The organism is uncultured Brevundimonas sp. (assembly GCF_963977465.1).
In the GTDB taxonomy this organism is placed as follows: Bacteria; Pseudomonadota; Alphaproteobacteria; order Caulobacterales; family Caulobacteraceae; genus Brevundimonas.
This window is the reverse complement of sequence record NZ_CAXBOQ010000005.1, coordinates 263,478-284,657: the sequence shown is the minus strand read 5'-3', so window position 1 is coordinate 284,657 and position 21,180 is coordinate 263,478. Positions and strand designations below refer to the sequence as shown.

The 21,180-nt window shown below is 67.8% G+C and carries 23 protein-coding genes; 5 read left to right on the top strand and 18 right to left on the bottom strand.

The window, feature by feature from the left end; genetic code table 11:
- Positions 1-31: 31 nt before the first annotated feature.
- Complete coding sequence (gene ptsP, locus AAC067_RS12520) at positions 32-2,302, bottom strand: phosphoenolpyruvate--protein phosphotransferase (RefSeq protein WP_339933010.1); 2,271 nt, start codon at positions 2,300-2,302, stop codon at positions 32-34.
- Positions 2,303-2,348: 46 nt separating this feature from the next.
- Entirely contained in the window at positions 2,349-3,608 is a 1,260-nt protein-coding gene (locus AAC067_RS12515) for an aspartate kinase (RefSeq protein ID WP_339933008.1), read from the bottom strand.
- A gap of 56 nt (positions 3,609-3,664) precedes the next feature.
- Between AAC067_RS12515 and ubiG the strand changes: the two genes are divergently transcribed.
- Positions 3,665-4,468, top strand: coding sequence for a bifunctional 2-polyprenyl-6-hydroxyphenol methylase/3-demethylubiquinol 3-O-methyltransferase UbiG (gene ubiG, locus AAC067_RS12510; protein WP_339933006.1), 804 nt, complete (start codon positions 3,665-3,667; stop codon positions 4,466-4,468).
- A gap of 4 nt (positions 4,469-4,472) precedes the next feature.
- On the opposite strand, the gene AAC067_RS12505 is transcribed toward ubiG, so the two are convergent.
- The 5 genes from AAC067_RS12505 to AAC067_RS12485 are packed head-to-tail and all read right to left on the bottom strand — an operon-like array spanning position 4,473 to position 7,333.
- A complete protein-coding gene (locus tag AAC067_RS12505; protein WP_339933004.1) occupies positions 4,473-4,973 on the bottom strand; it encodes a GNAT family N-acetyltransferase in 501 nt (166 codons plus the stop codon).
- Positions 4,970-5,404, bottom strand: coding sequence for a DUF1178 family protein (locus AAC067_RS12500; RefSeq protein WP_339933003.1), 435 nt, complete (start codon positions 5,402-5,404; stop codon positions 4,970-4,972). Before AAC067_RS12500 ends, AAC067_RS12505 begins: the two co-directional genes overlap by 4 nt.
- Positions 5,401-6,240 carry a carbon-nitrogen hydrolase family protein gene (locus AAC067_RS12495; protein ID WP_339933001.1) on the bottom strand — a complete coding sequence of 280 codons (840 nt, stop codon included), beginning with the start codon at positions 6,238-6,240 and terminating at the stop codon, positions 5,401-5,403. The genes AAC067_RS12500 and AAC067_RS12495 overlap by 4 nt, the downstream gene beginning before the upstream one ends.
- Entirely contained in the window at positions 6,240-6,497 is a 258-nt protein-coding gene (gene grxC / locus AAC067_RS12490) for a glutaredoxin 3 (RefSeq protein WP_339932999.1), read from the bottom strand. The genes AAC067_RS12495 and grxC overlap by 1 nt, the downstream gene beginning before the upstream one ends.
- Positions 6,498-6,526: 29 nt before the next feature.
- Positions 6,527-7,333, bottom strand: coding sequence for a ComF family protein (locus tag AAC067_RS12485; RefSeq protein ID WP_339932997.1), 807 nt, complete (start codon positions 7,331-7,333; stop codon positions 6,527-6,529).
- On the opposite strand from AAC067_RS12485, the gene AAC067_RS12480 reads away from it, so the two are divergent.
- Positions 7,332-8,222: a methyltransferase domain-containing protein gene (locus tag AAC067_RS12480; protein WP_339932995.1), complete on the top strand. Its 891-nt coding sequence runs from the start codon at positions 7,332-7,334 to the stop codon at positions 8,220-8,222. The genes AAC067_RS12485 and AAC067_RS12480 overlap by 2 nt on opposite strands.
- Here the strand turns inward: AAC067_RS12480 and AAC067_RS12475 are convergent.
- From AAC067_RS12475 to AAC067_RS12450, 6 genes are read right to left on the bottom strand one after another with little or no spacing between them, the layout of a single operon-like run.
- Complete coding sequence (locus tag AAC067_RS12475) at positions 8,219-8,398, bottom strand: Flp family type IVb pilin (protein WP_339932993.1); 180 nt, start codon at positions 8,396-8,398, stop codon at positions 8,219-8,221. The genes AAC067_RS12480 and AAC067_RS12475 overlap by 4 nt on opposite strands.
- Positions 8,399-8,422: 24 nt before the next feature.
- Positions 8,423-8,830, bottom strand: a complete 408-nt coding sequence (locus AAC067_RS12470; RefSeq protein ID WP_339932991.1) for a (deoxy)nucleoside triphosphate pyrophosphohydrolase — start codon at positions 8,828-8,830, stop codon at positions 8,423-8,425.
- Positions 8,827-9,096, bottom strand: coding sequence for a type II toxin-antitoxin system RelE/ParE family toxin (locus AAC067_RS12465; RefSeq protein ID WP_339932989.1), 270 nt, complete (start codon positions 9,094-9,096; stop codon positions 8,827-8,829). Before AAC067_RS12465 ends, AAC067_RS12470 begins: the two co-directional genes overlap by 4 nt.
- Positions 9,093-9,326, bottom strand: a complete 234-nt coding sequence (locus AAC067_RS12460; RefSeq protein WP_339932987.1) for a hypothetical protein — start codon at positions 9,324-9,326, stop codon at positions 9,093-9,095. The genes AAC067_RS12465 and AAC067_RS12460 overlap by 4 nt, the downstream gene beginning before the upstream one ends.
- An 18-nt stretch (positions 9,327-9,344) precedes the next feature.
- A complete protein-coding gene (gene argJ, locus AAC067_RS12455; RefSeq protein ID WP_339932985.1) occupies positions 9,345-10,742 on the bottom strand; it encodes a bifunctional glutamate N-acetyltransferase/amino-acid acetyltransferase ArgJ in 1,398 nt (465 codons plus the stop codon).
- Entirely contained in the window at positions 10,739-11,647 is a 909-nt protein-coding gene (locus tag AAC067_RS12450) for a peptidylprolyl isomerase (RefSeq protein ID WP_339932983.1), read from the bottom strand. The genes argJ and AAC067_RS12450 overlap by 4 nt, the downstream gene beginning before the upstream one ends.
- A gap of 258 nt (positions 11,648-11,905) precedes the next feature.
- Here AAC067_RS12450 and secA point away from each other — a divergent pair, with 258 nt between their 5' ends.
- Complete coding sequence (gene secA / locus AAC067_RS12445; protein WP_339932981.1) at positions 11,906-14,758, top strand: preprotein translocase subunit SecA; 2,853 nt, start codon at positions 11,906-11,908, stop codon at positions 14,756-14,758.
- 91 nt (positions 14,759-14,849) lie between these two features.
- Entirely contained in the window at positions 14,850-15,356 is a 507-nt protein-coding gene (locus AAC067_RS12440) for a hypothetical protein (RefSeq protein ID WP_339932979.1), read from the top strand.
- Positions 15,357-15,407: 51 nt separating this feature from the next.
- On the opposite strand, the gene AAC067_RS12435 is transcribed toward AAC067_RS12440, so the two are convergent.
- Positions 15,408-15,839, bottom strand: a complete 432-nt coding sequence (locus AAC067_RS12435; protein WP_339932977.1) for a hypothetical protein — start codon at positions 15,837-15,839, stop codon at positions 15,408-15,410.
- Between the two features lie 142 nt (positions 15,840-15,981).
- On the opposite strand from AAC067_RS12435, the gene AAC067_RS12430 reads away from it, so the two are divergent.
- Positions 15,982-17,145, top strand: a complete 1,164-nt coding sequence (locus tag AAC067_RS12430; protein ID WP_339932975.1) for an aminotransferase class V-fold PLP-dependent enzyme — start codon at positions 15,982-15,984, stop codon at positions 17,143-17,145.
- A 6-nt stretch (positions 17,146-17,151) separates the two neighbouring features.
- Here AAC067_RS12430 and AAC067_RS12425 read toward each other — a convergent pair whose 3' ends face one another.
- From AAC067_RS12425 to AAC067_RS12410, 4 genes are all read right to left on the bottom strand, one after another.
- Positions 17,152-18,006: a hypothetical protein gene (locus AAC067_RS12425; protein WP_339932973.1), complete on the bottom strand. Its 855-nt coding sequence runs from the start codon at positions 18,004-18,006 to the stop codon at positions 17,152-17,154.
- Positions 18,007-18,118: 112 nt separating this feature from the next.
- Positions 18,119-19,621 carry a CoA-acylating methylmalonate-semialdehyde dehydrogenase gene (locus AAC067_RS12420; protein ID WP_339932971.1) on the bottom strand — a complete coding sequence of 501 codons (1,503 nt, stop codon included), beginning with the start codon at positions 19,619-19,621 and terminating at the stop codon, positions 18,119-18,121.
- Positions 19,622-19,694: 73 nt separating this feature from the next.
- A complete protein-coding gene (locus tag AAC067_RS12415) occupies positions 19,695-20,585 on the bottom strand; it encodes an alpha/beta hydrolase (RefSeq protein ID WP_339932969.1) in 891 nt (296 codons plus the stop codon).
- Positions 20,586-20,644: 59 nt separating this feature from the next.
- Positions 20,645-21,130, bottom strand: a complete 486-nt coding sequence (locus AAC067_RS12410; protein ID WP_339932967.1) for a Fur family transcriptional regulator — start codon at positions 21,128-21,130, stop codon at positions 20,645-20,647.
- Positions 21,131-21,180: the final 50 nt, after the last annotated feature.

Below are 21,180 nucleotides of genomic sequence, written 5' to 3'. Positions count from 1 at the left end.
GCGGGGCGGGGCTGTGCCATCGGGAGACACGTCAGGTCGAGACGTTCAATTTCCGGGCCAGGGATTCCAGTTCGCTGCGGATCGAACCGGCGGACGAGCCGAGCAGATTGGCCATGCCGCGCCGGGCCGCGGTCAGGTCGGTCGACAGGATCATGCGCTTGACCGGTCCGACGCCGCCGGCCGGCGCCGACAGCCGGGTAAAGCCGAGCGCCATAAGGGCGAAGGCCTCAAGCGGACGGCCGGCCAGCTCCCCGCAAACCGAGACCGGGGTGCCGGTATCGGCGCATTTCTTCTGGATCTCGGCCAGGGCCCGCAGCGCCGGCGGCGACATCGGGTCGTAGCGGTCCGACACCAGCGGATTGGTCCGGTCGGCGGCGAACATGTACTGGAACAGGTCGTTGGTGCCGATCGAGACGAAATCGGTCATCGGCAGCAGGGCGTCGAGGTGCCACAGCAGCGAGGGGCATTCGATCATCGCCCCGACGCGCAGCCGGTCCGGCAGGGTCCGGCCGCGGCGACGGGCCCACCGGCTCTCGACCTCGACCAGTTCGCGGGCGGCCCGATACTCATCGACCGTGGCGATCATCGGGAACATCACGCGCAGCTCGCGCCCGGCTCCGGCCTGGAGCAGGGCTCGGATCTGCAGGCGCAGCAGGCCGGGGCGGTCGAGGCCGAGACGGATGGCGCGGCGACCCAGGGCCGGGTTCTCTTCCCGTTCGGTCTCGAGGTAAGGCAGCACCTTGTCGCCGCCGACGTCGAGGGTGCGGAAGGTCACGGGCCGGTCGCCGGCCGCGTCGAGGACCAGTTTATAGAGGGCGGTCTGGGCATCGAGCCGCGGCAGTTCCTCGGACACCATGAACTGGAATTCGGTGCGGAACAGGCCGATGCCCTCGGCCCCGGTCTGGTTCAGGTTCTCAAGATCGACGGCCAGGCCGGCGTTGGCCAGCAGGGTGATACGCGTGCCGTCCAGGGTGATGGCCGGGGTGTCGCGCAGCAGGGCGAACTCGGCGCGCTGCTGGGCCCGGACCTCCATGCGCGACTGGACCGCCTCCAGCATGTCGGGGCGCGGTCGCAGATAGGCCTCACCGGCCTCGCCGTCGGCAATGACCAGGTCACCCTCGGACAGGCGGTCGCGCAGACCCACCAGGCGCCCGACGCAGGGAATCTGCAGGGCCCGGGCGACGATGGCGGCATGGCTGGCGGCCGATCCCTCCTCGAGCAGCAGCCCCCGCAGCTTGTCGCGGGGATATTCGAGCAGATCGGCCGGCCCGAGGTTGCGGGCCACGAGGATGGCGTCGTCCGGCAGTTCGCGCTCGCCCGGCCGGTCACCGGCCAACACCCGCAGCAGCCGGTTGGCCAGGTCCTCGAAATCGTGCAGCCGCTCCTTGATGTAAGGGTCGCGGGCCTGGGCGAAGCGGGCCCGGTGTTCGTTGCGGACCCGGTCGACGGCGGCCTCGGCGGTCAGGCCACTCTGCACCGCATCCACGAGCGACCGGTTCCAGCCGCGGTCGTCGGCGAACATGCGGTAGGTCTCGAGCACCTCGAACGAGGCCCCGGCCAGCTTGCCCTGCCCGCCTTCGAGGATGTGATCGATATTGGCCTTGAGCGCGAACAGGGCCTGGGACAGCCGGGCCCCCTCGGCGTCCGGGTCATCGGACAGCAGTTGTTCCGGGGCCAGTGGCGGCTCGTGCAGGACGACCAGACCATAGGCCAGGCCCTCGGCGAACCTCTGGCCCTTGATCCGCTCGGGCCGGTGCGGCGCGACTTCGACGTCGCGCAGATCGCCCTGGGCCAGCAGTTCGCCGGAGGCCACGGTCTCGGCCAGGACCATGGCGATGGTCTGGATATCCTCAACCTCTTCGTCGTCATAGCGACGCTCGGCCCGGTTCTGGACGACCAGGACGCCGATGGCGCGGCCCCCGCGCAACAGCGGGGCCCCGAGGAAGGCGTGATAGGGGTCCTCGCCCGTTTCCGGGCGATAGGCGAAACTGGGGTGGGCCGGGGCGTTCGACAGGCTGATCGGCACAGCCATGCGGGCGACCTCCCCGACCAGACCCTCGTCGGGCCGCAGACGGGTCGTATGCACGGCGTCGCGGTTCAGGCCCTCGGTGGCGAACAGCTCCAGCTCGCCGGAGGCGCGGCGCAGATAGATGGAACAGACCTCGGCGACCATCGACTGGGCGATGGTGCGCACGACCATGTCGAGACGTTCCTGGGCCGGGGCCGCGCCGGCCATGGCCTCGCGGATCTGGCGCAGGAGGTTCCGTGGCCCCCTCGTCGTCAATCCGCCGCCTTTTGGCATCGCCGCTCCCGTTCAGACGCCCGAAGGGGCGACTGCGTCCATGACCCTATACAGCTTCCAGTTCGTAGGCCGAATGCAGCGCGCGCACAGCGAGCTCAGCATAGGCCGCGTCGATCAGCACGCTGATCTTGATCTCGGAGGTCGAGATCGCCTGGAATTTGATACCCTTGTCGGCCAGGGCGCGGAACATGGTCTGGGCCACGCCGGCGTGGCTGCGCATGCCGACACCGATAACCGAGACCTTGGCGACATCCTCGTCGACGCGAATATCCTGAAATCCGATGTCGGTCTGGCCCGCACGCATCAGCTCCGCCGCCCGCAGTGCATCGCGCCGTCCGGTGGTGAAGGTCAGGTTGACGTTACCTTCGGTGCGGCTGGGCGACTGGACGATCATGTCGACATTGACGTTGGCCTCGGCCAGGCGAGTGAAGACCTCGGCCGGGCGGTCGACGCTGTCGGGCAGACCCAGCAGGCTGATACGGGCCTCGTCGCGGCTCATGGTGACGCCGCTCACAATGCGTTTCTCCACGATTTCCTCCTCGTCGCAGATCAGGGTACCGGATTTCTCGGGCAGGACGCCGGCGGCGTCGGGTTCGATGAAGCTGGACAGGACCCGCAGGGGGACCCGTTTGGCCATGGCCAGTTCGACGGAGCGGGTCTGCAGCACCTTGGCCCCCAGTGACGCCATCTCCAGCATCTCCTCATAGGAGACCCTTTCAAGGCGGCGGGCACGGGATTCGATGCGCGGGTCGGTCGTATAGACGCCGTCGACGTCAGTATAGATGTCGCAGGCACAGCCCAGGGCCGCGGCCACCGCCACCGCCGAGGTATCCGAACCGCCGCGGCCGAGGGTGGTGATGCGTCCGGCGCGGCTGACGCCCTGGAAACCGGGCACGATGGCAATCTGACCGGCGTCAATGGCGGCCCCGAGGACGTCACCCGGCACCTCATCGATGCGGGCGCGACCGTGGGCGTCGTCGGTAATGATCGGGATCTGCCAGCCCATCCAGCTGCGGGCGTCATGACCGAGATTGCGCAGGGTCAGGGCCAGCAGACCAGCCGTAACCTGCTCGCCGGAGGCCAGTACCACGTCATATTCATCGTCGGTCATCGACACGCTCTGGGCCGCGCGGCCCGCGCCGTCGGTCCAGGCCACCAGCTCATTGGTCTTGCCGGCCATGGCCGATACGACCACGGCGATGCTGTGCCCGGCGCGCGCCTCGGCGGCGACGATCCGGGCGGCACGACGAATCCGCTCGAGGTCGCCCATCGAGGTGCCGCCGAATTTCATCACCAGCCGCGTCATCGTGGCAGATCGCCCCCGTCTTGCATGGAACGGCCGACGGGTTCATCCCTCGGCTCATGGTCGCTTCTAACGACACCCTGACGACGCGCAAAGCCCAAAGCCCGCCCGAATCCGGGGCCGGGGCGGCGGGACCCAGTATCGATCCGGCCGATGTGGCGCGGTTCTCGGCCCAGGCGGCCGAGTGGTGGGACGCGCGCGGCCCGTTCGCGCCGCTGCACAAATTCAATCCGGCCCGGCTGAAATTCGTACGCGATCGCGCGGCGGAGCGGTTCGGGCGCGACGTGAAGACCCGCGCGCCGTTCGCCGGGCTGACGTTGCTGGATATCGGCTGCGGCGGGGGGCTGATCGCCGAGCCGATGCGACGGCTGGGGTTCGCCGTCACGGCCGTCGACGCCTCGAGCGAGAACATCGGCACGGCCCGGGCCCATGCTGCCGAGCAGGGGCTGGACATCGCCTATCGCGCGGCCACGGTCGAACAACTGGAGGCCGAGGGGGCCGGGCCGTTCGACGTGGTGCTGACGCTGGAAGTGATCGAGCACGTCGCCGATCCCGCAGCCTTCATCCGCGCCTGTTCGCGGCTGGTGAAACCGGGCGGGATGATGATCGTGGCCACGCTGAACCGCACGCTGAAGGCGCTGGTCTTGGGTAAGATCGCCGCCGAATATGTGCTGGGCTGGGTGCCGCCGGGCACCCATGACTGGCGGCAATTCCTCAAGCCCGACGAAATCCGGCTGATGCTGTCGCAGGAACCGCTGGCGGTGAGCGGGCCCTTCGGCCTGGCCTATGAGCCGCTGGCCGATCGTTGGAGCGAAAGCGACGACGCCGACATCAACTATATGATGATCGCCCTGCGGGACTGACGGTTCAGAGCGGCCGGACCATATAGCGGGCGTCCGGACCGTAGCTGGCCAGTTTCGCCGCCAGACCCGGGCTCTCGACCGCGCTGAAGCCGTGCCGCGCCCAGAAGGCCGTCGCGTCATTGACGGCGACAAGGGCCAGGGTCGGCCAGCCGGCGGCGCGCGCATCGTCAACCAGCCGCTCGACGATCGGGCGCGACCAGCCACCACCCCGAGCCGTCGGCAGCAGGGTGAGGTCGTGCAGATAGATCACCGCTGCGTCCGCCGGGATCGCCGGGATCACGGTGTTCAGCGTCGGGGCCGAACCCGCACTCCAAGGATAGGTGACCAGATAGCCCTGCGGTTCACCGTCACCGGCGGCGAGGACGAAACAGCCGGATGGATTCAGCGCCAGCCGGTTCTCGAAACAGGGGCGGCCCTCGAAATGATCGGGAAAGCCGACGACGGCGATCCGGGCGACGGCGTCCAGATCGCCCGCCGTCATCGGTCGCCAGGCCAGCGGGCTCAATTGAGTTTCGACGGATCGGGCGGCGGCGGCGGCAGGGCGGCACAGGGCACGCCGTCCTCTTTCAGCGCCTTGACCTCGGCACCGGTGGCCTCACCGTAGATCTCGCGCTTTTCGCTGCGGCCCTCATGGATGTCGCGGGCCTCGCGGGCGAAGGTGTCGCCGACATAGTCGAAATTGGCCTCGACATGGGCGCGGACCTCACGGGCCGCGTGCATCATCATCGCCTGCATTTTCGCCGGGTCGGCTGAGCTCGCCGCCGTCTTGCGGGTGCCGGCGACGGCCGGGGCCATGATCTGTTTGGACACGGCGCGCGAGCCGCAGACCGGACATTCGACGAGGCCGCGTGCAGCCTGGTCGTCGTAGTCGCCCGAGGTGCCGAACCAGGCCTCGAACGGATGATCGTTGCCGCAGGACAGGGCGTAGCGGATCATGCCGGCCCCGCGAATTCGCGATCGTGCCGCAGCTGGGGCACGGCGGCCCGGGCGCGCTCGACCGCGTTCAGATCGAGCGTGGCCAGCAGGACGCCGGGCGCGTCATCGTCACAGCGGGCGATGATCTCGCCCCAAGGACCGACCACCGTGGAATGGCCCCAGGTGCGACGGCCGTCTTCATGGGTTCCGCCCTGGGCCGGGGCCAGGATGAAACAGCCGGTCTCGATGGCCCGGGCCCGCAACAGGGTTTCCCAGTGGGCCTCGCCGGTCGGCACGGTGAAGGCGGCGGGAACCGCGATCAGGGCCGCCCCAGCCCGGGCCAGGGCCCGATACAGATGGGGAAAGCGGATGTCGTAGCAGATGGACAGACCCAGACCGCCCCACGGGGTTTGGGCGACCACGGCCGCGTCGCCGGGACGCACCGCCGCGCTTTCGCGCCAGGTCTCGCCGCCGGGCAGGTCGACATCGAACACGTGCAGCTTGTCGTAGGTGATGACCAGCTGTCCCTGGTCATCGATCAGGATGGCGCGATTGGCGGCCCGGGCGTCGTCGGCGATCCCCGAGCGGACGATGGCCGAGCCGATCAGGATCCAGACGCCCAGTTCGCGGGCCAGACCGCGCAGGCCGGTGACGACGGGATCGGAGCCGTGGTCGGTGATCGCCGCCTCGCGCCGGTCGCGGCGCTGCTCCAGCACATTGGTGCCTTCGGGGGTCAGGATGAATTTCGCTCCGCGCCCGGCGGCCTCGCGCACCAGAGGCTCGACATGGGCCCAGGACTCCTCGGCGGTGGCCGGGGTGCGGGTCTGGATCAGGGCAATGTCGAGCGATCGGGTCATCAGGCCGCCAGCAGGGCGTCCAGTTCGCCCTTGCGGTCAAGGGCGTGCAGTTCGTCCGATCCGCCGACATGGGTGTCGCCGATGAAGACCTGGGGGAAGGTCATGCGGCCGCCCGAGCGCTGGATCATCTCCTGCTTTTTGGCCGGATCGTGTGAGGCGACGATTTCGGTAAAGCTCACGCCCTTGCGCTTGAGCAGACCCATGGCGGCGCTGCAGAAGCCGCAGCCGGGCTTGGTGTAGAGGGTAATCTCGGGCAATTCAGGCTCCTTGGAGGGTGCGGTCCTGACTAGATAGGCAGTTCCCGCGCGTTTCGCACCCGGGCGACGACGGCAAGATCGACGGCGCGGGCACCGGCCGCCAGAAGCGCGCGGCTGCAGGCCTCGGCGGTCGCTCCGGTGGTCAACACGTCGTCGACCAGAAGGATGCGACGCCCCCGAATCTGCCGCCGACCCGCCTCGGGCACGACAAAGGCCGATTTGACGTTCAGGCGGCGGCCGCGGGCGCTGCGTCCGCCCTGGCTGACGGTGTGCCGGGCCCGCACCAGGGCGTCGGGCAGATAGTCCAGCCGGGCGTGTCGCGACAGCGGCCGCGCGATCTCGGCCGCCTGGTTAAAGCGACGCTCCAGCAGCCGCAGCCGGTGCAGGGGCACGGGCACGACCGCATCGACGTCAGCCAGCAGATCGGCGGCGGCGCGCGACAGCCAGCGGGCAAACAGGCCGGCGAACTGCTGCTGGTCTCCGTGTTTGAATTTCAGGATCAGGCCGCGCGAGGCCTCATCATAGACACAGGCGGCCCGGGCCCGGGCAAAGGCGTAGGGGGCGGCGATACAGGCAGCGCAGCGATCGGCGGCAAAGGTCCCGCCGTCGGCCTCGAAAGCCGCGCCGCAGCCATCGCAGACCGGGGCTTCGAGGAAGACCACCCGGCTCCAGGCATCGGCGGTCAGTCCGGGTGCTCCGGAGATTTCGAGACTGTCATGGGTCAGGGGCGGCAGGATCAGGTCGGTCAGGCCGCGCCCCAGATCCCGGAGCCGCGGCAGGATCAGACCGGGTCCCGCTTTCAATCGGTCGCGCCAGCCCCCATCCTGAATACCCATGAGCCCCATTTCAGCGCCCCCCCGGATCTTCGACAGTGCCCGACGCACCGCGCGTCTGGCCCGCAGCACCCGCCGCTTCGGCGAGGCCGACTTTTTGCACATGCGGGCCGCTGACAACGCCGTGGCCAGCCTGGAGGTCATCCTGCGCGACTTTACCGGGGTCGTCGACCTGTCCGCCCACCCCGACCCGTTCGCCGCCCTGCTGAAGGACAGCATCGCCGCCGACCGGGTCGGGCCCGTGCGGGTGATCGGCGATGCGGCCAGCCGCGCCGCGCCCGGATCGGGACCGCTGGCGGTCGCCGACCAGTCAGCCGACCTGGCGGTGTCGCTGATGAGTCTGCACTGGGCCAATGACCTGCCGGGGGCCCTGAGCCAGATCCGGCGCGCGCTGAAGCCCGACGGCCTGTTCCTTGGGACGCTGCTGGGGGCCGGGACGCTGAAGGAACTGCGCGGCGTGCTGACCGAGGCCGAGCTGGAGAGCCGCGACGGGGCCCAGGCCCGGGTCTCGCCCTTCGCCGACGGCTTCGACGGGGCAGCCCTGTTGCAACGGGCGGGGTTTGCCCTGCCGGTGACGGACGTGGACCGGGTGACGGTGCGCTATCCGGATCTGTTCGCGCTGATCCGCGACCTGAGGGCGATGGGGGAGACCAATGTGCTGGCGGGGGTGACCCGGCCGCTGACCCGGACCATCGCGGCGCGGGCGGCGCAGCTGTATGCCGAACGCCACGGTGAGGCCGACGGGCGGATTCCGGCGACCTTCGAGATCGTGCATCTGGCCGGCTGGGCCCCGCACGAGAGCCAGCAGAAGCCGCTCAAGCGCGGGTCAGCGAAAATGCGGCTGGCGGATGCGCTGGGGGTGAGGGAGCAGACGGGCGAGGAGTCCGTCTAGCCGCCCATCGCGGCACGGATCGCGTTCATCGCGCCGTTGAAGATACCGCTGCTCGTGCTGCCGAAGGCGATCAGGGCCGACAGGATCACCAGGAACATCAGCGAGATGATCAGGCCGTATTCGAGCGAGGTCGCGCCGTCCTCGTCGTGGCGGAAGCGGGAGATAAATCGTCGCATCAGCCCCTCCATCGACGGGCGGTTTCAGAGCAGGTCGCGCAACCAGGCGACCAGGGGTTCGTCGGCCGGGGGCATCGGATAGTCCGAAAGCTGGTTCGGCCGCACCCATTTCAGCGCCGCATGCTCGCGGTTCTGCACCGTCCCGGACCAGCGACGGCACAGATACAGTGGCATCAGGAGGTGAAAAGATTCGTAAGCGTGGCTGGCGAAGACGAACGGGGCCAGGCAGGCTTCGTTGACATCAATGCCCAGTTCCTCGTCCAGCTCCCGGATCAGGGCCGCCTCGGGCCGCTCGCCCGGCTCGACCTTGCCGCCTGGAAACTCCCACAGACCGGCCAGCTGCTTGCCCTGCGGCCGCTGGGCGATGAGCACCCGGCCGTCGGTATCAATCAGGGCCACGGCGACGACGAGGACGGTGGGGAGTGTGGTCATTGCTGTCCCAGATACTGGATACGGCCCACAATCACTGCTGAAGATGAGACCCGATAGATCACCCGGACTTTTCGGTCGAAGGTGATGCGGAAGATGCGACCGTTGTGCGTCCTTCCCATGCCGGGAAATTCGGCCAGGGGCTCGCACCGCCGACGGATGTCCTCAACGAACGCTAGCCCCGCACGCGGCGAGTCTTCCGCGATCAGATTATAGATAGCCTGAAGGTTTTCTTCCGCAGTCGGGAGGAATATCAGCCGCAACGTCACCGGGCGTCGCGTCTCATGCGGGCCTCATGGTGACCCCGGAGTCGCTGGCCCAGCTCGTCAGACGTGAGGCGTTGCCGCGGATCGGCTTCCGCGCGCGTTATCGACTGTTCGAGCCATTCCAAAGCATCGTGCGACGGCGTTTCGCTATCGAGATCGGCGTTCAGTTCGGCACTGACGAAGGGCGAGACCTCATTGGCATACCGGTTCGAGGTTTTCGGCTTGGCGCTCATCTTCAAACCCTACCACAATCAGCTGCGATAATCGCCGTTGATCTCGATGTAGCCCTTGGTCAGATCGCAGGTCCAGACGGTGGCCGAGGCCCGCCCGGAGCCGACGTCGACGGTGATCTCGATCTCGGGATTCTTCATATAGGCGCTCATGGCCGCCTCATCGTAGTTGGGCGACGGGGCCCCGTCGACGGCGGCGACATTGGCTCCGAAGCGGATGGCCAGATGATCGCGGTCTACCGCCTCCTCGGTCTTGCCGACAGCCATGACCACCCGGCCCCAGTTGGCATCCTCGCCGGCGATGGCGGTCTTGACCAGCGGGCTGTCGGCGATCGACTTGGCCAGCTTGCGGGCCGAGGCCGGAGATTCCGCGCCCTCGACGGTGATCTTGACGAATTTAGAGGCCCCCTCGCCGTCACGGACCAGTTGGTGCGCGAGGTCCAGCATGACCTTGTCCAGCGCGGCCCCAAAGCCCTTCAGGCGGCGGTCGCCGACCCGGCCGATGCGGGGCGCGCCCGAGGCACCGGTGGCGAACAGCAGGCAGGTGTCATTGGTCGAGGTGTCGCCGTCGATGGTGACGCTGTTGAAGGTGGTGCGCACATGCAGGCCCAGCAGGGCCCGCAGCACCGGCGGGGCGATGGCCGCGTCGGTGACGATGAAGGCCAGCATGGTGGCCATGTCGGGGGCGATCATGCCCGATCCCTTGGCGATGCCGGCGATGCGGACCGGATGGCCGTCGATCTCGCACTCGGCGTAGCTGCCCTTGGCAAAGGTGTCCGTCGTCATGATGCCGCGCGCAGCCTCGACCCAGGCGTCGTCCGACAGTGTCTCTTCGATCTGGTGCAGGCGGGCGTTGATCTTGCGATCGTCCAGCACCACGCCGATCACGCCGGTCGAGGCCAGCATCACGTCGCGCTGGCGACAGACGAAGCGTTTGGCGACTTCCGAGGCAGTGCGCCGGGCGGCGTCGGCCCCGGCCTTGCCGGTGAAGGCGTTGGCGCAGCCGGCATTGACCACCAGGGCGCGCACATCCTCGCCACCGCCCTGGGTGCCGAGCTGACGCTTGCACCAGTCGACCGGGGCCGAGCCGATCTTGTGACGGGTAAAGACCCCGGCACAGGTGGTCCCGCGGGCGAAATTGAAGACGACCAGATCGTCGCGCTCATGTTTGTAGAAGCCGGCCCGGGCCGTGGCGATCCTGACGCCGCCGATCGGGGGGATGTCCGGAAAGGGCACGGCCAGGGGCGAAATCGCCAGACCCGGCTTGCCGCCAGACGGCAGCGGGGCCGTGGTCCCGGCTGCGACGGGCGCGCGGGTGGCGCGCTTGATCGCTGCGGACAGGGGATCGAACGCCTTTTCGAGGACGGTCTCGATCTTCTGGCCAGTACCGGAACGGGGCGTTCTGGGCGAACGGCTCATGGGGTCGTGGTCGCCGGGGCGGCAGTCGCAGAGGCGGGCTCCTCGGCCGGGCGGGCTGTGTCGGCGGGCAGCAGATTATCAATCTCGGCCTTGCCGCGCAGTTCCTCGAGCAACTGCCTGACCCCCTCATAGGTCAGGTAGCGCACGATCTGCGGGCGCGCCTGGTCCAGCGTCGGCGGGCTTTCCTTGCGCCGATCCTCGACCCGCAGCACGGCCCAGCCGCCCTCGGTCTGGAACGGGCCGACGGTCGAACCGGCGGGCTTGTCCCGCAAAGCGTCGGCATAGGTCCGGGGCATGACATCGAGGGTCGAATAGCCGAGATCACCGCCGGAGAAGCGTGTGGCCTCGTCGGCCGAACGTTCCATGGCCACGGCCTCGAACGACGAGCCCTGACCGAGGATGCCGATTACGGCGTCGGCCTCCTCACGCGTGCGGGACAGGATCAGGCGGACGCGGATCTCCTCGGAGGTCCGGGCCAGACGCAGCTGTTCCTGGTACAGGCGCTGGACCGCCTGATCCGAAATCTGGCCGTTGACGACATTCTCGACCAGCATGTCGCCGAGGATCCGTTCCCGGGTCGCGTCGAGGCGGCGCTGGGCCAGGACCGAGTTGTCCAGACCGCGGTGTTCGGCCTCGCGGGCCAGCAATTTCTGGTCGATGACCTCGTCCAGCACCCGGCGGAACAGGTCCGAGGTGATGTCCAGCGGTTCGCCCTCGCCCACCAGTCCCTGGGCCACGGCCTCGCGTTTGACGTCAGAGGCCCAGATGGTGCCGTCCTGCACCCGGGCCACGGCGCGGTCACCGGGCTGGGGCGGTCGCTCGTCACTGCCGCCACCCGAACAGCCGGCAACGGCCAGGGCCGAGGCCATGACGACGATAATCAGAAGCTTGCGCGAAATTCGCATTGAGGCCGCTCCGTCCTGCTGTTGCGGGGCGAATCCAGTATGGGCGCAAAGCCCCTCGCGTTGACAGGGATAAGGTCGGTGCTTAAGTCCCGGCTGCGCCCAAGTCGAGGGGTTTTCGATCGTTCGTGCGGCCCCCCGCGGGCACCTTGTACAGGTGCCGGGGTCGTCATCGGTCAGGACGTCTCTCGCGTCGTCCACCGCCGCCCCTCTCGGGCACTGTTCAGAGCCTTCAGACGCTCGACCGCCTTCGGATCGCCCATGCTCGGCTTCGCCAAGAAATTTTTCGGCTCTTCCAACGACCGCAAGGTCAAGGATTTCACGACGCGCGTTCAGCGCATCAACGCCCTGGAAGACAAGTTCGCCGCGTTCAGTGACGATGAGCTGCGGATGATGACCCAGACGTTCCGCGACCGGATCGAAGGGGGCGAGACGCTCGACAAGATCATGAACGAGGCCTTCGCCGTGTCCCGCGAGGCATCGAAGCGGGTTCTGGGCCAGCGCCAGTATGACGTTCAGCTGGCCGGCGGCATGATCCTGCACGAGGGCGGGATCGCCGAAATGCGCACCGGCGAGGGCAAGACCCTCGTGGCCGTGGCCCCGGTCTATCTGAACGCGCTGGGGGGCAAGGGCGTCCACGTCATTACCGTCAACGACTATCTGGCCAAGCGCGACGCCGAATGGATGGGCCGTGTCTATCGCTTCCTGGGCATGGAGGTCGGCGTCATCGTCAACGGCCTGAGCCAGGGTCAGCGTCAGACGGCCTATAATTCCGACATCACCTACGGCACCAACAACGAGTTCGGCTTCGATTATCTGCGCGACAACCTGGTCTATGACCGGGCCGAAATGGTGCAGCGTCCGCACAATTTCGCGATCGTCGACGAGGTCGACTCCATCCTGATCGACGAGGCGCGCACGCCGCTGATCATCTCGGGTCCGACCGAAGACCGTTCGGACCTCTACAAGATCGTCGACGCCATCATCAAGGAACTGGTCAAGGACCCGACCACCTTCGACCTGGACGAGAAACAGCGTCAGGCCCTGCTGACCGAGGAGGGTTCCGAGAAGATCGAGGATCTGATGGAGGCCGGCGGCCATTTCGCCGAGGACACCACCGGCCTGTACGACGCCGCCAACGTCACCCTAGTTCACCACATCAACCAGGCCCTGCGCGCCAATACTCTGTACCAGCGGGACAAGGACTATATCGTCAAGAACGGCGAGGTCGTGCTGATCGATGAGTTCACCGGCCGGATGATGAGCGGTCGCCGCCTGTCCGAGGGCCTGCACCAGGCCATCGAGGCCAAGGAAGACGTCAAGATCCTGCCCGAGAACCAGACCCTGGCCTCGGTGACCATCCAGAACTATTTCCGCCTCTATGCCAAGCTGTCGGGCATGACCGGCACGGCGGCGACCGAGGCCCAGGAATTCCTCGACATCTATAAAATGGACGTGCTCGAGGTGCCGACCAATCGGCCGGTCCTGCGCATCGATTATGACGACGAGGTCTACCGGACCTATGACGAGAAGAACCAGGCGATCGCCCACCAGATCGCCGAATGCCATGTGAAGGGCCAGCCGATCCTGGTCGGCACGGTGTCCATTGAGAAGTCCGAGCAGCTCTCGGACATGCTCAATGCCTACGACTACAAGGTCGAGACCTCGCGTACGCCCAAGGCCGAATACGCCGGGCGCGAAAAGGACGCCGCCAAGGCCGGCGACGAGGCTTTCGACATCCAGTACGCCACCGGCAAGGGCATTCCGCACAGCGTGCTGAACGCCCGTCAGCACGAGCAGGAAGCCTTCATCGTCGCCGACGCGGGTCTGCCCGGCGCGGTGACCATCGCCACCAACATGGCCGGTCGCGGCACCGACATCCAGCTGGGCGGCAACCTGGAAATGCGCCTGCAGAAATGGCGTCAGGACCAGCGCAACCTGGCCATCGAGATCACGCCCGAGATGGAGACCACCGAGGAGGCCCGGCTGAAGGCCGACATCGCCGTGCACAGGGCCACGGCCCTGGCCGCCGGCGGCCTGTTCGTGCTGGGCACCGAACGCCACGAAAGCCGCCGGATCGACAACCAGCTGCGCGGCCGGACCGGCCGTCAGGGTGACCCGGGCACGTCGAAATTCTTCCTGTGCTGCGAGGACGATCTGCTGCGCATCTTCGCTGGCGACCGTCTGGACTCGATCATGCGCAGCTTCGGCGTGGCCGAGGGCGAGGCCATCAGCCACCCGTGGCTGAACCGCGCTGTTGAGACCGCCCAGAAGCGCGTCGAGACCCGCAACTACGACATCCGCAAGAACCTTCTGAAATACGACGACGTCGTCAACGACCAGCGCAAGGCCGTATTCGAGCAGCGCCAGGAGTTCATGGACTCGACCGATCTGTCGGAACTGGTCGGTGAATTCCGTCAGGACGTGGTCACCGATCTGGTCGATCGCTATCTGCCGCCCAAGGCCTATGCCGAACAGTGGGACATCGACGGCCTGGACGAGAAGGTCCGCTCGACCCTGGGCCTGGAGCTGCCGCTGCACGACTGGGCCGCCGAGGAAGGCGTCTCGAACGAGGAGTTCGAGGAGCGCCTGCAGGCCGCGGCCGAGGCCCGTGCCGCCGAGCGGCTGGAGCTGATCGGGGCTGACCAGACCCGCGGACTGGAACGCCAGTTCCTGATGCAGATGATCGACATGGCCTGGCGCGAGCATCTGGTCCATCTGGACCACCTGCGCGGCATCATCGGCCTGCGCGGCTACGGCCAGCGTGACCCGCTGAACGAATACAAGACCGAGGCCTTCTCGCTGTTCGAGACCCTGCTCAGCGAACTGCGCCACAGCGTGACCCGCTGGCTGATGACCGTCGAATTCCGCTTCCAGCCGCCGCCGGAAATGGAGATGCCGGAATTCCAGGAGATCCACCTGAGCCCGGGTTCGGGTGAAAACCAGATGGGCAATCCCAACGCCCAGTTGCCGGAAGGCCGGCTGGACGGCGACGATCGCGCCCGTATGCCGGTCGAGATGCTGCCCGCCGGCTGGGAACGAACCGGCCGCAACGCCGACTGTCCCTGCGGCTCCGGACGCAAGTTCAAACACTGCCACGGGGCCCTGGTCTAGGGACACGCCCCGGTCTGGGCGACCAAGGGTATTCGATATGCCGGATACCCTTTAGGGTCAGTCAGCGCGTTCGCCACGATGGAGGCCCGCGATGATGATGATCGTGTTCCTGAGTCTGCTCGCAGGATCACCGCCCCAGAGCGAGCAGGCCCTGCTGCGCTCCTGCGAGATGACACCGGACGGCTGGATCTGTGTCTATCGGATCCCTCCGATCACGGCCGTGCCAGAACGCGGCTCGGCCGTCGCCGAGGTGGCCCCTGAAATGGGAATGTCCGTCCCGCCGTCGACGATGTCCCTGCCCGCACCGTCGATCGATCCGATCGCGCTGGAGGAGAGTCGGCTGATCCGACGCTGCGCCGAGGCCTCGTGGCTGTCGCTGTGCACGCCGGGAGAACGGCGCCAGGCTCGCCTGCTGAGGGACGCTGCCAACCTGCGGGAAGCCCTGCGCCGGGACGTCACCCGCCTGCTCAGCGAACAGCAATGCGATGCAGCGGTGAGGACTGCCCTGCGGGGCGGCGATCTGGATCTGGCGCGGGAAGCCCGGGCCTTCTGCGCCGCCGGGACCTCGGCCAATTCTGCCGTGGTCGACCACGAATAACCCCGGCCAGAGCTGATCTGACCGGGGTTATTGCTGTGTCGGGCTGGATGATCAGCGGGCGGGCGGGCAGCCTCCACTTTCACAACCCACGTAGTGGATTTCGGGCGGTTCGACGGTAACTTCCGACGGCCGCACATGAACGTCGGGGGCTCGCAGATAAATCTGCGGGGCGGCGATGCGGATCGGCGGGGCCTCGACCCAGACTGGCGGGGCCTGAATGTCGACGCGCCCTGACGGGACATATATCGGGCGGCCATAGACCCGGACACCTGGCCCGCCGGAATGAGTCACGTTCCAGGGCGCAACGGGATGGTAAAAGACCGCTTCATGCTGACAGGCGCAGGGGTCGTTGGGGTGATGGGCATGTTCCCGACAGTCCCGGGGAGAGGATGACTGACCATACTGGCTGGACTGCTGTGCCAAGGCCGCCCCGGGCAGGGCCAACAGGGCACCGGCGGCTGCAACTACGGTGAGTTTGATCATGATCATCCTCTTGAGATGCCCCGACAAACCGCCGGAACTGATCAACCAGTGTTAGGTCAGCGTTAACCATAAGGCAAGGCAAGTGACCCGTCCGGCAAGGCGGCCACTGGCGCAGCGGGCGGACCCGTGCGACATCCGGAGCATGTCGCACAAGCCCCTGTTCTCCCGCGCGCTGTCGCTGGACCCCGAGCGCCTGCATTTCGCGGCCCACAGTCATCACCTGTGGCCGGATGCCTCGTTTGACGGCCATATCCAGGCGTGGCTGGAAGCCAACCAGCACGCGGATCGCAAATGGGACACGATCTTCGGTGAGGTCGTGCCCGAGGCCCAGCGCCATGTGGCGGCCGAGCTGAACCTGCCGTCGCCGGACACGGTCGTCTTTGCCACCAACACCCACGACTTCCTGTTGCGGCTGTTCTCCGGGATCGCGCGAAAGCCGGTGCGGGTGCTGACCACCGATGGTGAATTCCACGCCTTCCGGCGTCAGGCCGACCGCTGGCAGGAGGCCGGTGAGGCCGAGGTGACCCGGATCCCGCTGGCCCCGTTCGACACCTTCGACGCACGTTTCGTGACGGCTGCAGGGACCGGCGAATTCGACCTGATCGTGATCAGCCAGGTGTTCTTCAAGACCGGACAGGTGTTCGGCGGTATCGCCGATCTGGCCGCGCTGGCCGACCCGGCCGGGCCCTGGGTGGTGGTCGACGGCTATCACGGTTTCATGGCCACCCCGACCGACCTGTCGGCGGTGGCGGACCGGGTCTTCTATGTCACCGGCGGCTACAAATACGCGATGTCGGGCGAGGGGGCGGGCATCCTGCACGCGCCGGACGGCTATTGCGAACGGCCGGTCAGCACCGGCTGGTTCGCCGAGTTCGGCAATCTTATGGGGCCGCCGGACGGGGTGCAGTATCGCGCCGACGCCGGACGCTTCTGGGGCGCGACCTTCGACTCCACCCCCCTGTACCGCTTCAACGGCGTGCGCCGGATGCTGGACGCACAGGGGCTGACCACGGCGATGATCGCCGACCACGCTCGCGGCCTGATGCAGCGGTTCGCGGCCGCCGTGATCGCCGGGGAGGCCGGAGGCCTGTCCGAAGCCGAGGCGATCAATCCCCTGAACAATGACATCAGTCGAGCCCGGTTCCTGGCCTTCCGCCACCCCGACGCCCCGGCGTGGCGGGCGCGGTTGCTGGAGGCCAATGTGGTCACCGATGTGCGCGACGACACCCTGCGCTTCGGCTTCGGCCTCTATCAGGACCTCGACGACGTCGAACGGCTGATCGCCGTCTGCAAGCGGGTGCTCTGAGGCTGGTCAGAAAAAGGTGGTGTCGTCCTGTTTGGTGGCCTGGGGCGGTGCCCGCGGGGTCGGCGGACTGACCGGGGCGGCCGGGGTCGGCGTGGTGGCCGCCGGGGTCTCGCTCCCGGCCGGATCCAGCGGCGGCAGGGTCGGATAGGGCAGGCTCTCGGGCGCGACACCCGGCGTCACCGGTGTGGGCGCGTCAGACCCGGGGGCAGCGACCCGGTCGGGCGCATTGAGGTCGTCGCGAATAAAGGCCCAGGAGCGGCTGTCATTGCAGGCGCAGGCCTTCATGAAGCCCTCGCGGTCGCGCCAGACGATCACCGGATAGCCGGTGCCCAGACCTTCCGACTTCAGCGCATCCGTCAGCCGGGAGACGAAGGACCGACCGGCCTCGACCACCGCCGCGCGCGCCAGATTGCCGTCGGCGGCCGGAATGCCCGCGGCGCTCCAGGCGCTGGTCGGGGTGGCGGTCCAGCGTTGATACAGGGACCAGTCCCGGGTCAGCCACAGCTCGGCCACAGTGGCGCGTTCGGCGGCCGTGGACTGGGCCAGGCCCTCGCGATCATTGCGGGCAAAGACGATGATCCGCGCCTCGATCCCGGCGGCGCGCAGCTTGGCCACCTCGTCGCGCTCATAGCGCTGCATGGCGGCCGAGTCGCGATAGCCGATGATGTAGAGGGGTTCGCCGCCGCCGCCGCCGGTCAGCCAGGACGCCTCATCCAGCAGGCGCTGGATCTCGGCCTGATGGGTGGCGATCACCACCGGCTGGAAGCGGGCATAGTAGTTCCAGTAGGCCCAGTAGCCACCGCCGGCGAGGAGCAGGCCGATCAGGGCGGCAAGCGCCGACCAGATAAAAAAGCGACGCATACGGGGAGCACTCCAGCTTCACGGTTCAGGCCCGCCCATCCTTAGCACCGAATGGGCCGGCTCCGAACCCCGGGGGATTGCGCCCCCGGAGGCCGGACCGGCCGCATGGCTGTCACCCCATGGTCGGGATGACGAAGCTGGAATCCGCGTGCTCCAGCTCGCTGTCGGGCCAGCGGGCGGTGACCGTCTTGACCTTGGTCCAGAATTTCACCCCTTCCATGCCGTGCTGGTTGGTATCGCCGAAGGCCGAGCGCTTCCAGCCGCCGAAGGTGTGATAGGCGACCGGGACCGGGATCGGGACGTTGATGCCGACCATGCCGACGTTGACGCGGCTGGCGAAGTCGCGGGCGGCGCGGCCGTTCTGGGTGAAGATGGCGACGCCATTGCCATACTGGTGCTTGGACGGCAGGGCGAGCGCCTCCTCGAAGCTGGCGGCACGGACGATCTGCAGCACCGGGCCGAAGATCTCTTCCTTGTAGGCGCTCATGTCGGGGGTGACATGGTCGAACAGCGACGGGCCGATGAAGAAGCCCTTCTCGTGGCCCTGCAGGCTGAAATCGCGGCCGTCGACGACCAGTTCAGCCCCTTCCTTGACGCCGGTGGCAATCCAGTTGGCGATCCGATCGCGGTGCTGGGACGAGACCACCGGGCCGTAGTGCGCCCCCTCGTCGGTCGAGACACCGACGCGCATGGTCGGGATCTCGGCGACCATACGCTCGCGCAGTTCGTCGGCGGTCTTCTTGCCGACCGGCACCACCACCGGCAGGGCCATACAGCGCTCGCCGGCCGAGCCGTAGGCGGCCCCGGACAGGTCCTTGATGACCTGGTCCATGTCGGCGTCGGGCAGGACGATGCCGTGGTTCTTGGCCCCGCCCATGGCCTGGACCCGCTTATGGTTGGCGGCACCGGTCTGGTAGACATAGTGGGCGATGTCGGACGAGCCGACGAAGCTGACGGCGTGGACCAGTTCGTGGGTCAGGATGGCGTCGACCGCCACCTTGTCGCCGTGCACGACGTTGAGCACGCCCTTGGGGGCCCCCGCCTCCATCATCAGCTCGGCCAGACGCACCGGCAGGGACGGATCGCGTTCGGACGGCTTGAGGATGAAGGTGTTGCCGACGGCGATAGCCACGCCGAACATCCACATCGGGATCATGGCCGGGAAGTTGAACGGGGTGATGCCGGCGACCACGCCGAGCGGCTGGCGCATCGAATAGACGTCGATGCCGGGGCCGGCCCCGTGGGTGTACTCGCCCTTCAGGACGTGCGGGATGCCGCAGGCGAATTCGATGACCTCGAGGCCACGCTGCACATCGCCCTTGGAGTCGGCGACGACCTTGCCGTGCTCGCTGGACAGCAGTTCCGCCAGCTCCTGCATATTGGCCTCGACCAGCCGTTTGAACTCGAACATCACCCGGGCGCGGCGCTGGGGATTGGTCGCGGACCAGCCCTCGAAGGCGGCCTGGGCGGACTGGACCGCCCGATCCATCTCGGCGACCGTGGCCAGCTGCACCCGCGCCTGCACCTCACCGGTGTTCGGATTGAACACATCGCCGAAGCGACCGGAGGTACCGGTAAAGGCGGCACCGTCGATGAAGTGGTTGATATCGCGCATGATGAGCGTTTCCCTGGAAGCGTTGCGTTCGTGCTTGGAGGCGGTTTAGCCCCAGGTGCCGACCGACACCAGCCTAGACGGCGGCCTCAAACAGGGCGTCGCGAGCGACGTCCGGTCGAAGCATCGGCAGGAAATGGGTCGCACCGGCTAAAGTTTCGACCACGACGTGGGGTAAACCGCCGGGTCTTGCCGGCATCCGGCACGTCGTGCCGATCTCACCCCGGATAATCCGGACCGGCTGGTCATATTGTCGCAGGGCCCGCCAAGGGTTGTGGCTCTGGGCCCCGTAGTTGGAGGCCTCCCATTCCGGAGTACAGGCCAGGGTGAAGCCGGCGTCGGTCTCGACCAGACCGTGGACCAGATAGTCGGCCAGCATCATCTCGGGCCAGCCCTTGAAGGCCCCCCGGCCCGTATAGGCGGCCATGGCCTGTTCGCGGCTGTCGAATACGGCGCGACGGCGACGGGCGGACTTCACCATCGGAATCCGCGAGGCCAGTCTGCCCAGCAGTGGCAGTTGAAAGGCGGCCACTGCCCACCGGTCGAGAATAACCGGGTCGAACAGGACCAGCCGCGAGACCCGGTCCGGGCGTTCGGCCGCGGCCAGCAGGGCGCTGGTGGCCCCCATGGAATGTCCGGCCAGCACCACCGGTGGCCCGTCGATGGCATCAAGCAGGGCGATCAGATCGTCGCGATGATCGGCCCAGCTGCGGCGACCGTGCGGCTCGGCCGGCAGGGTGGTACCGCCATGCCCGCGCAAGTCCGGGGCCCACAGGCGCAGGGATCCCGACAGCGGGGCCAGCAGGCTGCGATAGGTCAGGGCGTTGAAGCCGTTGGCATGGACGAAGACCAGGTCGACCGGCCGGTTGACGTCTCCGAAATCCAGCACCGCCATCCGGCCCGCGCCCCGGCTTTTGGCCAGCGGCAGGCTGAGACGACGAGGCGGGGAAAGACGAATGGCATCCATCCCTTGCAGTTAAGCCTTCGCCGCTCGCCGCGCCAGTTCCCCCGCCGTCAGCTCGGGCGTCAGGCCGTGGCGCTGCAGCCCGGGCAGCGGCCGTGGGCCTCGATGGTGGTGCGCTCGATCCGGTAGCCCGCGGCGGCGGCGGCGCGGGTCAGGCCGTCAGCGGCACCGGGCGTGACCTCCTCGGTTGCGCCGCAGCAGTCGCAGATCAGGAAGGCGGCGGCATGGACCTGATCGCCACCGCTGCAGGCCACGTAGGCGCTGATCGAGGCGATGCGGTGCGCCAGGCCGCGCCGTTCCAGGAATTCCAGGGCGCGATAGACAGTGGGCGGCTTGGCAGCCTGGCCGTCCTCGCCATAGCCGGCGATCAGATCATAGGCCTTCATTGGTTCGCCCGCGGCCAGCAGCAGTTCCAGCACCCGGCGGCGCGGGGCCGTCATCCGTTCGCCATCGGCCTGGCAGCGTGTCGTCGCCCGGGCCACGGCCGCGCTTACGGCCGTGGGTCCCGGCCCACTGACGGCATGATCATGTTGGCAGGCGTCACCCATGGCTCACAGCTAGTCGGTCGGACCCGATCCCGCAATGTCCGGACCTTGAC

Excerpts from the sequence above, each read along its gene's own strand:
- ptsP (WP_339933010.1), bottom strand. The coding sequence starts at position 2,302 with ATGCCAAAAGGCGGCGGATTGACGACGAGGGGGCCACGGAACCTCCTG.
- AAC067_RS12515 (WP_339933008.1), bottom strand. The coding sequence starts at position 3,608 with ATGACGCGGCTGGTGATGAAATTCGGCGGCACCTCGATGGGCGACCTC.
- ubiG (WP_339933006.1), top strand. The coding sequence starts at position 3,665 with ATGGTCGCTTCTAACGACACCCTGACGACGCGCAAAGCCCAAAGCCCG.
- AAC067_RS12500 (WP_339933003.1), bottom strand. The coding sequence starts at position 5,404 with ATGATCCGCTACGCCCTGTCCTGCGGCAACGATCATCCGTTCGAGGCC.
- AAC067_RS12495 (WP_339933001.1), bottom strand. The coding sequence starts at position 6,240 with ATGACCCGATCGCTCGACATTGCCCTGATCCAGACCCGCACCCCGGCC.
- AAC067_RS12480 (WP_339932995.1), top strand. The coding sequence starts at position 7,332 with ATGAGCCCCATTTCAGCGCCCCCCCGGATCTTCGACAGTGCCCGACGC.
- AAC067_RS12485 (WP_339932997.1), bottom strand. The coding sequence starts at position 7,333 with ATGGGTATTCAGGATGGGGGCTGGCGCGACCGATTGAAAGCGGGACCC.
- AAC067_RS12475 (WP_339932993.1), bottom strand. The coding sequence starts at position 8,398 with ATGCGACGATTTATCTCCCGCTTCCGCCACGACGAGGACGGCGCGACC.
- AAC067_RS12470 (WP_339932991.1), bottom strand. The coding sequence starts at position 8,830 with ATGACCACACTCCCCACCGTCCTCGTCGTCGCCGTGGCCCTGATTGAT.
- AAC067_RS12460 (WP_339932987.1), bottom strand. The coding sequence starts at position 9,326 with ATGAGCGCCAAGCCGAAAACCTCGAACCGGTATGCCAATGAGGTCTCG.
- argJ (WP_339932985.1), bottom strand. The coding sequence starts at position 10,742 with ATGAGCCGTTCGCCCAGAACGCCCCGTTCCGGTACTGGCCAGAAGATC.
- AAC067_RS12450 (WP_339932983.1), bottom strand. The coding sequence starts at position 11,647 with ATGCGAATTTCGCGCAAGCTTCTGATTATCGTCGTCATGGCCTCGGCC.
- secA (WP_339932981.1), top strand. The coding sequence starts at position 11,906 with ATGCTCGGCTTCGCCAAGAAATTTTTCGGCTCTTCCAACGACCGCAAG.
- AAC067_RS12440 (WP_339932979.1), top strand. The coding sequence starts at position 14,850 with ATGATGATGATCGTGTTCCTGAGTCTGCTCGCAGGATCACCGCCCCAG.
- AAC067_RS12435 (WP_339932977.1), bottom strand. The coding sequence starts at position 15,839 with ATGATCAAACTCACCGTAGTTGCAGCCGCCGGTGCCCTGTTGGCCCTG.
- AAC067_RS12430 (WP_339932975.1), top strand. The coding sequence starts at position 15,982 with ATGTCGCACAAGCCCCTGTTCTCCCGCGCGCTGTCGCTGGACCCCGAG.
- AAC067_RS12425 (WP_339932973.1), bottom strand. The coding sequence starts at position 18,006 with ATGCGTCGCTTTTTTATCTGGTCGGCGCTTGCCGCCCTGATCGGCCTG.
- AAC067_RS12420 (WP_339932971.1), bottom strand. The coding sequence starts at position 19,621 with ATGCGCGATATCAACCACTTCATCGACGGTGCCGCCTTTACCGGTACC.
- AAC067_RS12415 (WP_339932969.1), bottom strand. The coding sequence starts at position 20,585 with ATGGATGCCATTCGTCTTTCCCCGCCTCGTCGTCTCAGCCTGCCGCTG.
- AAC067_RS12410 (WP_339932967.1), bottom strand. The coding sequence starts at position 21,130 with ATGGGTGACGCCTGCCAACATGATCATGCCGTCAGTGGGCCGGGACCC.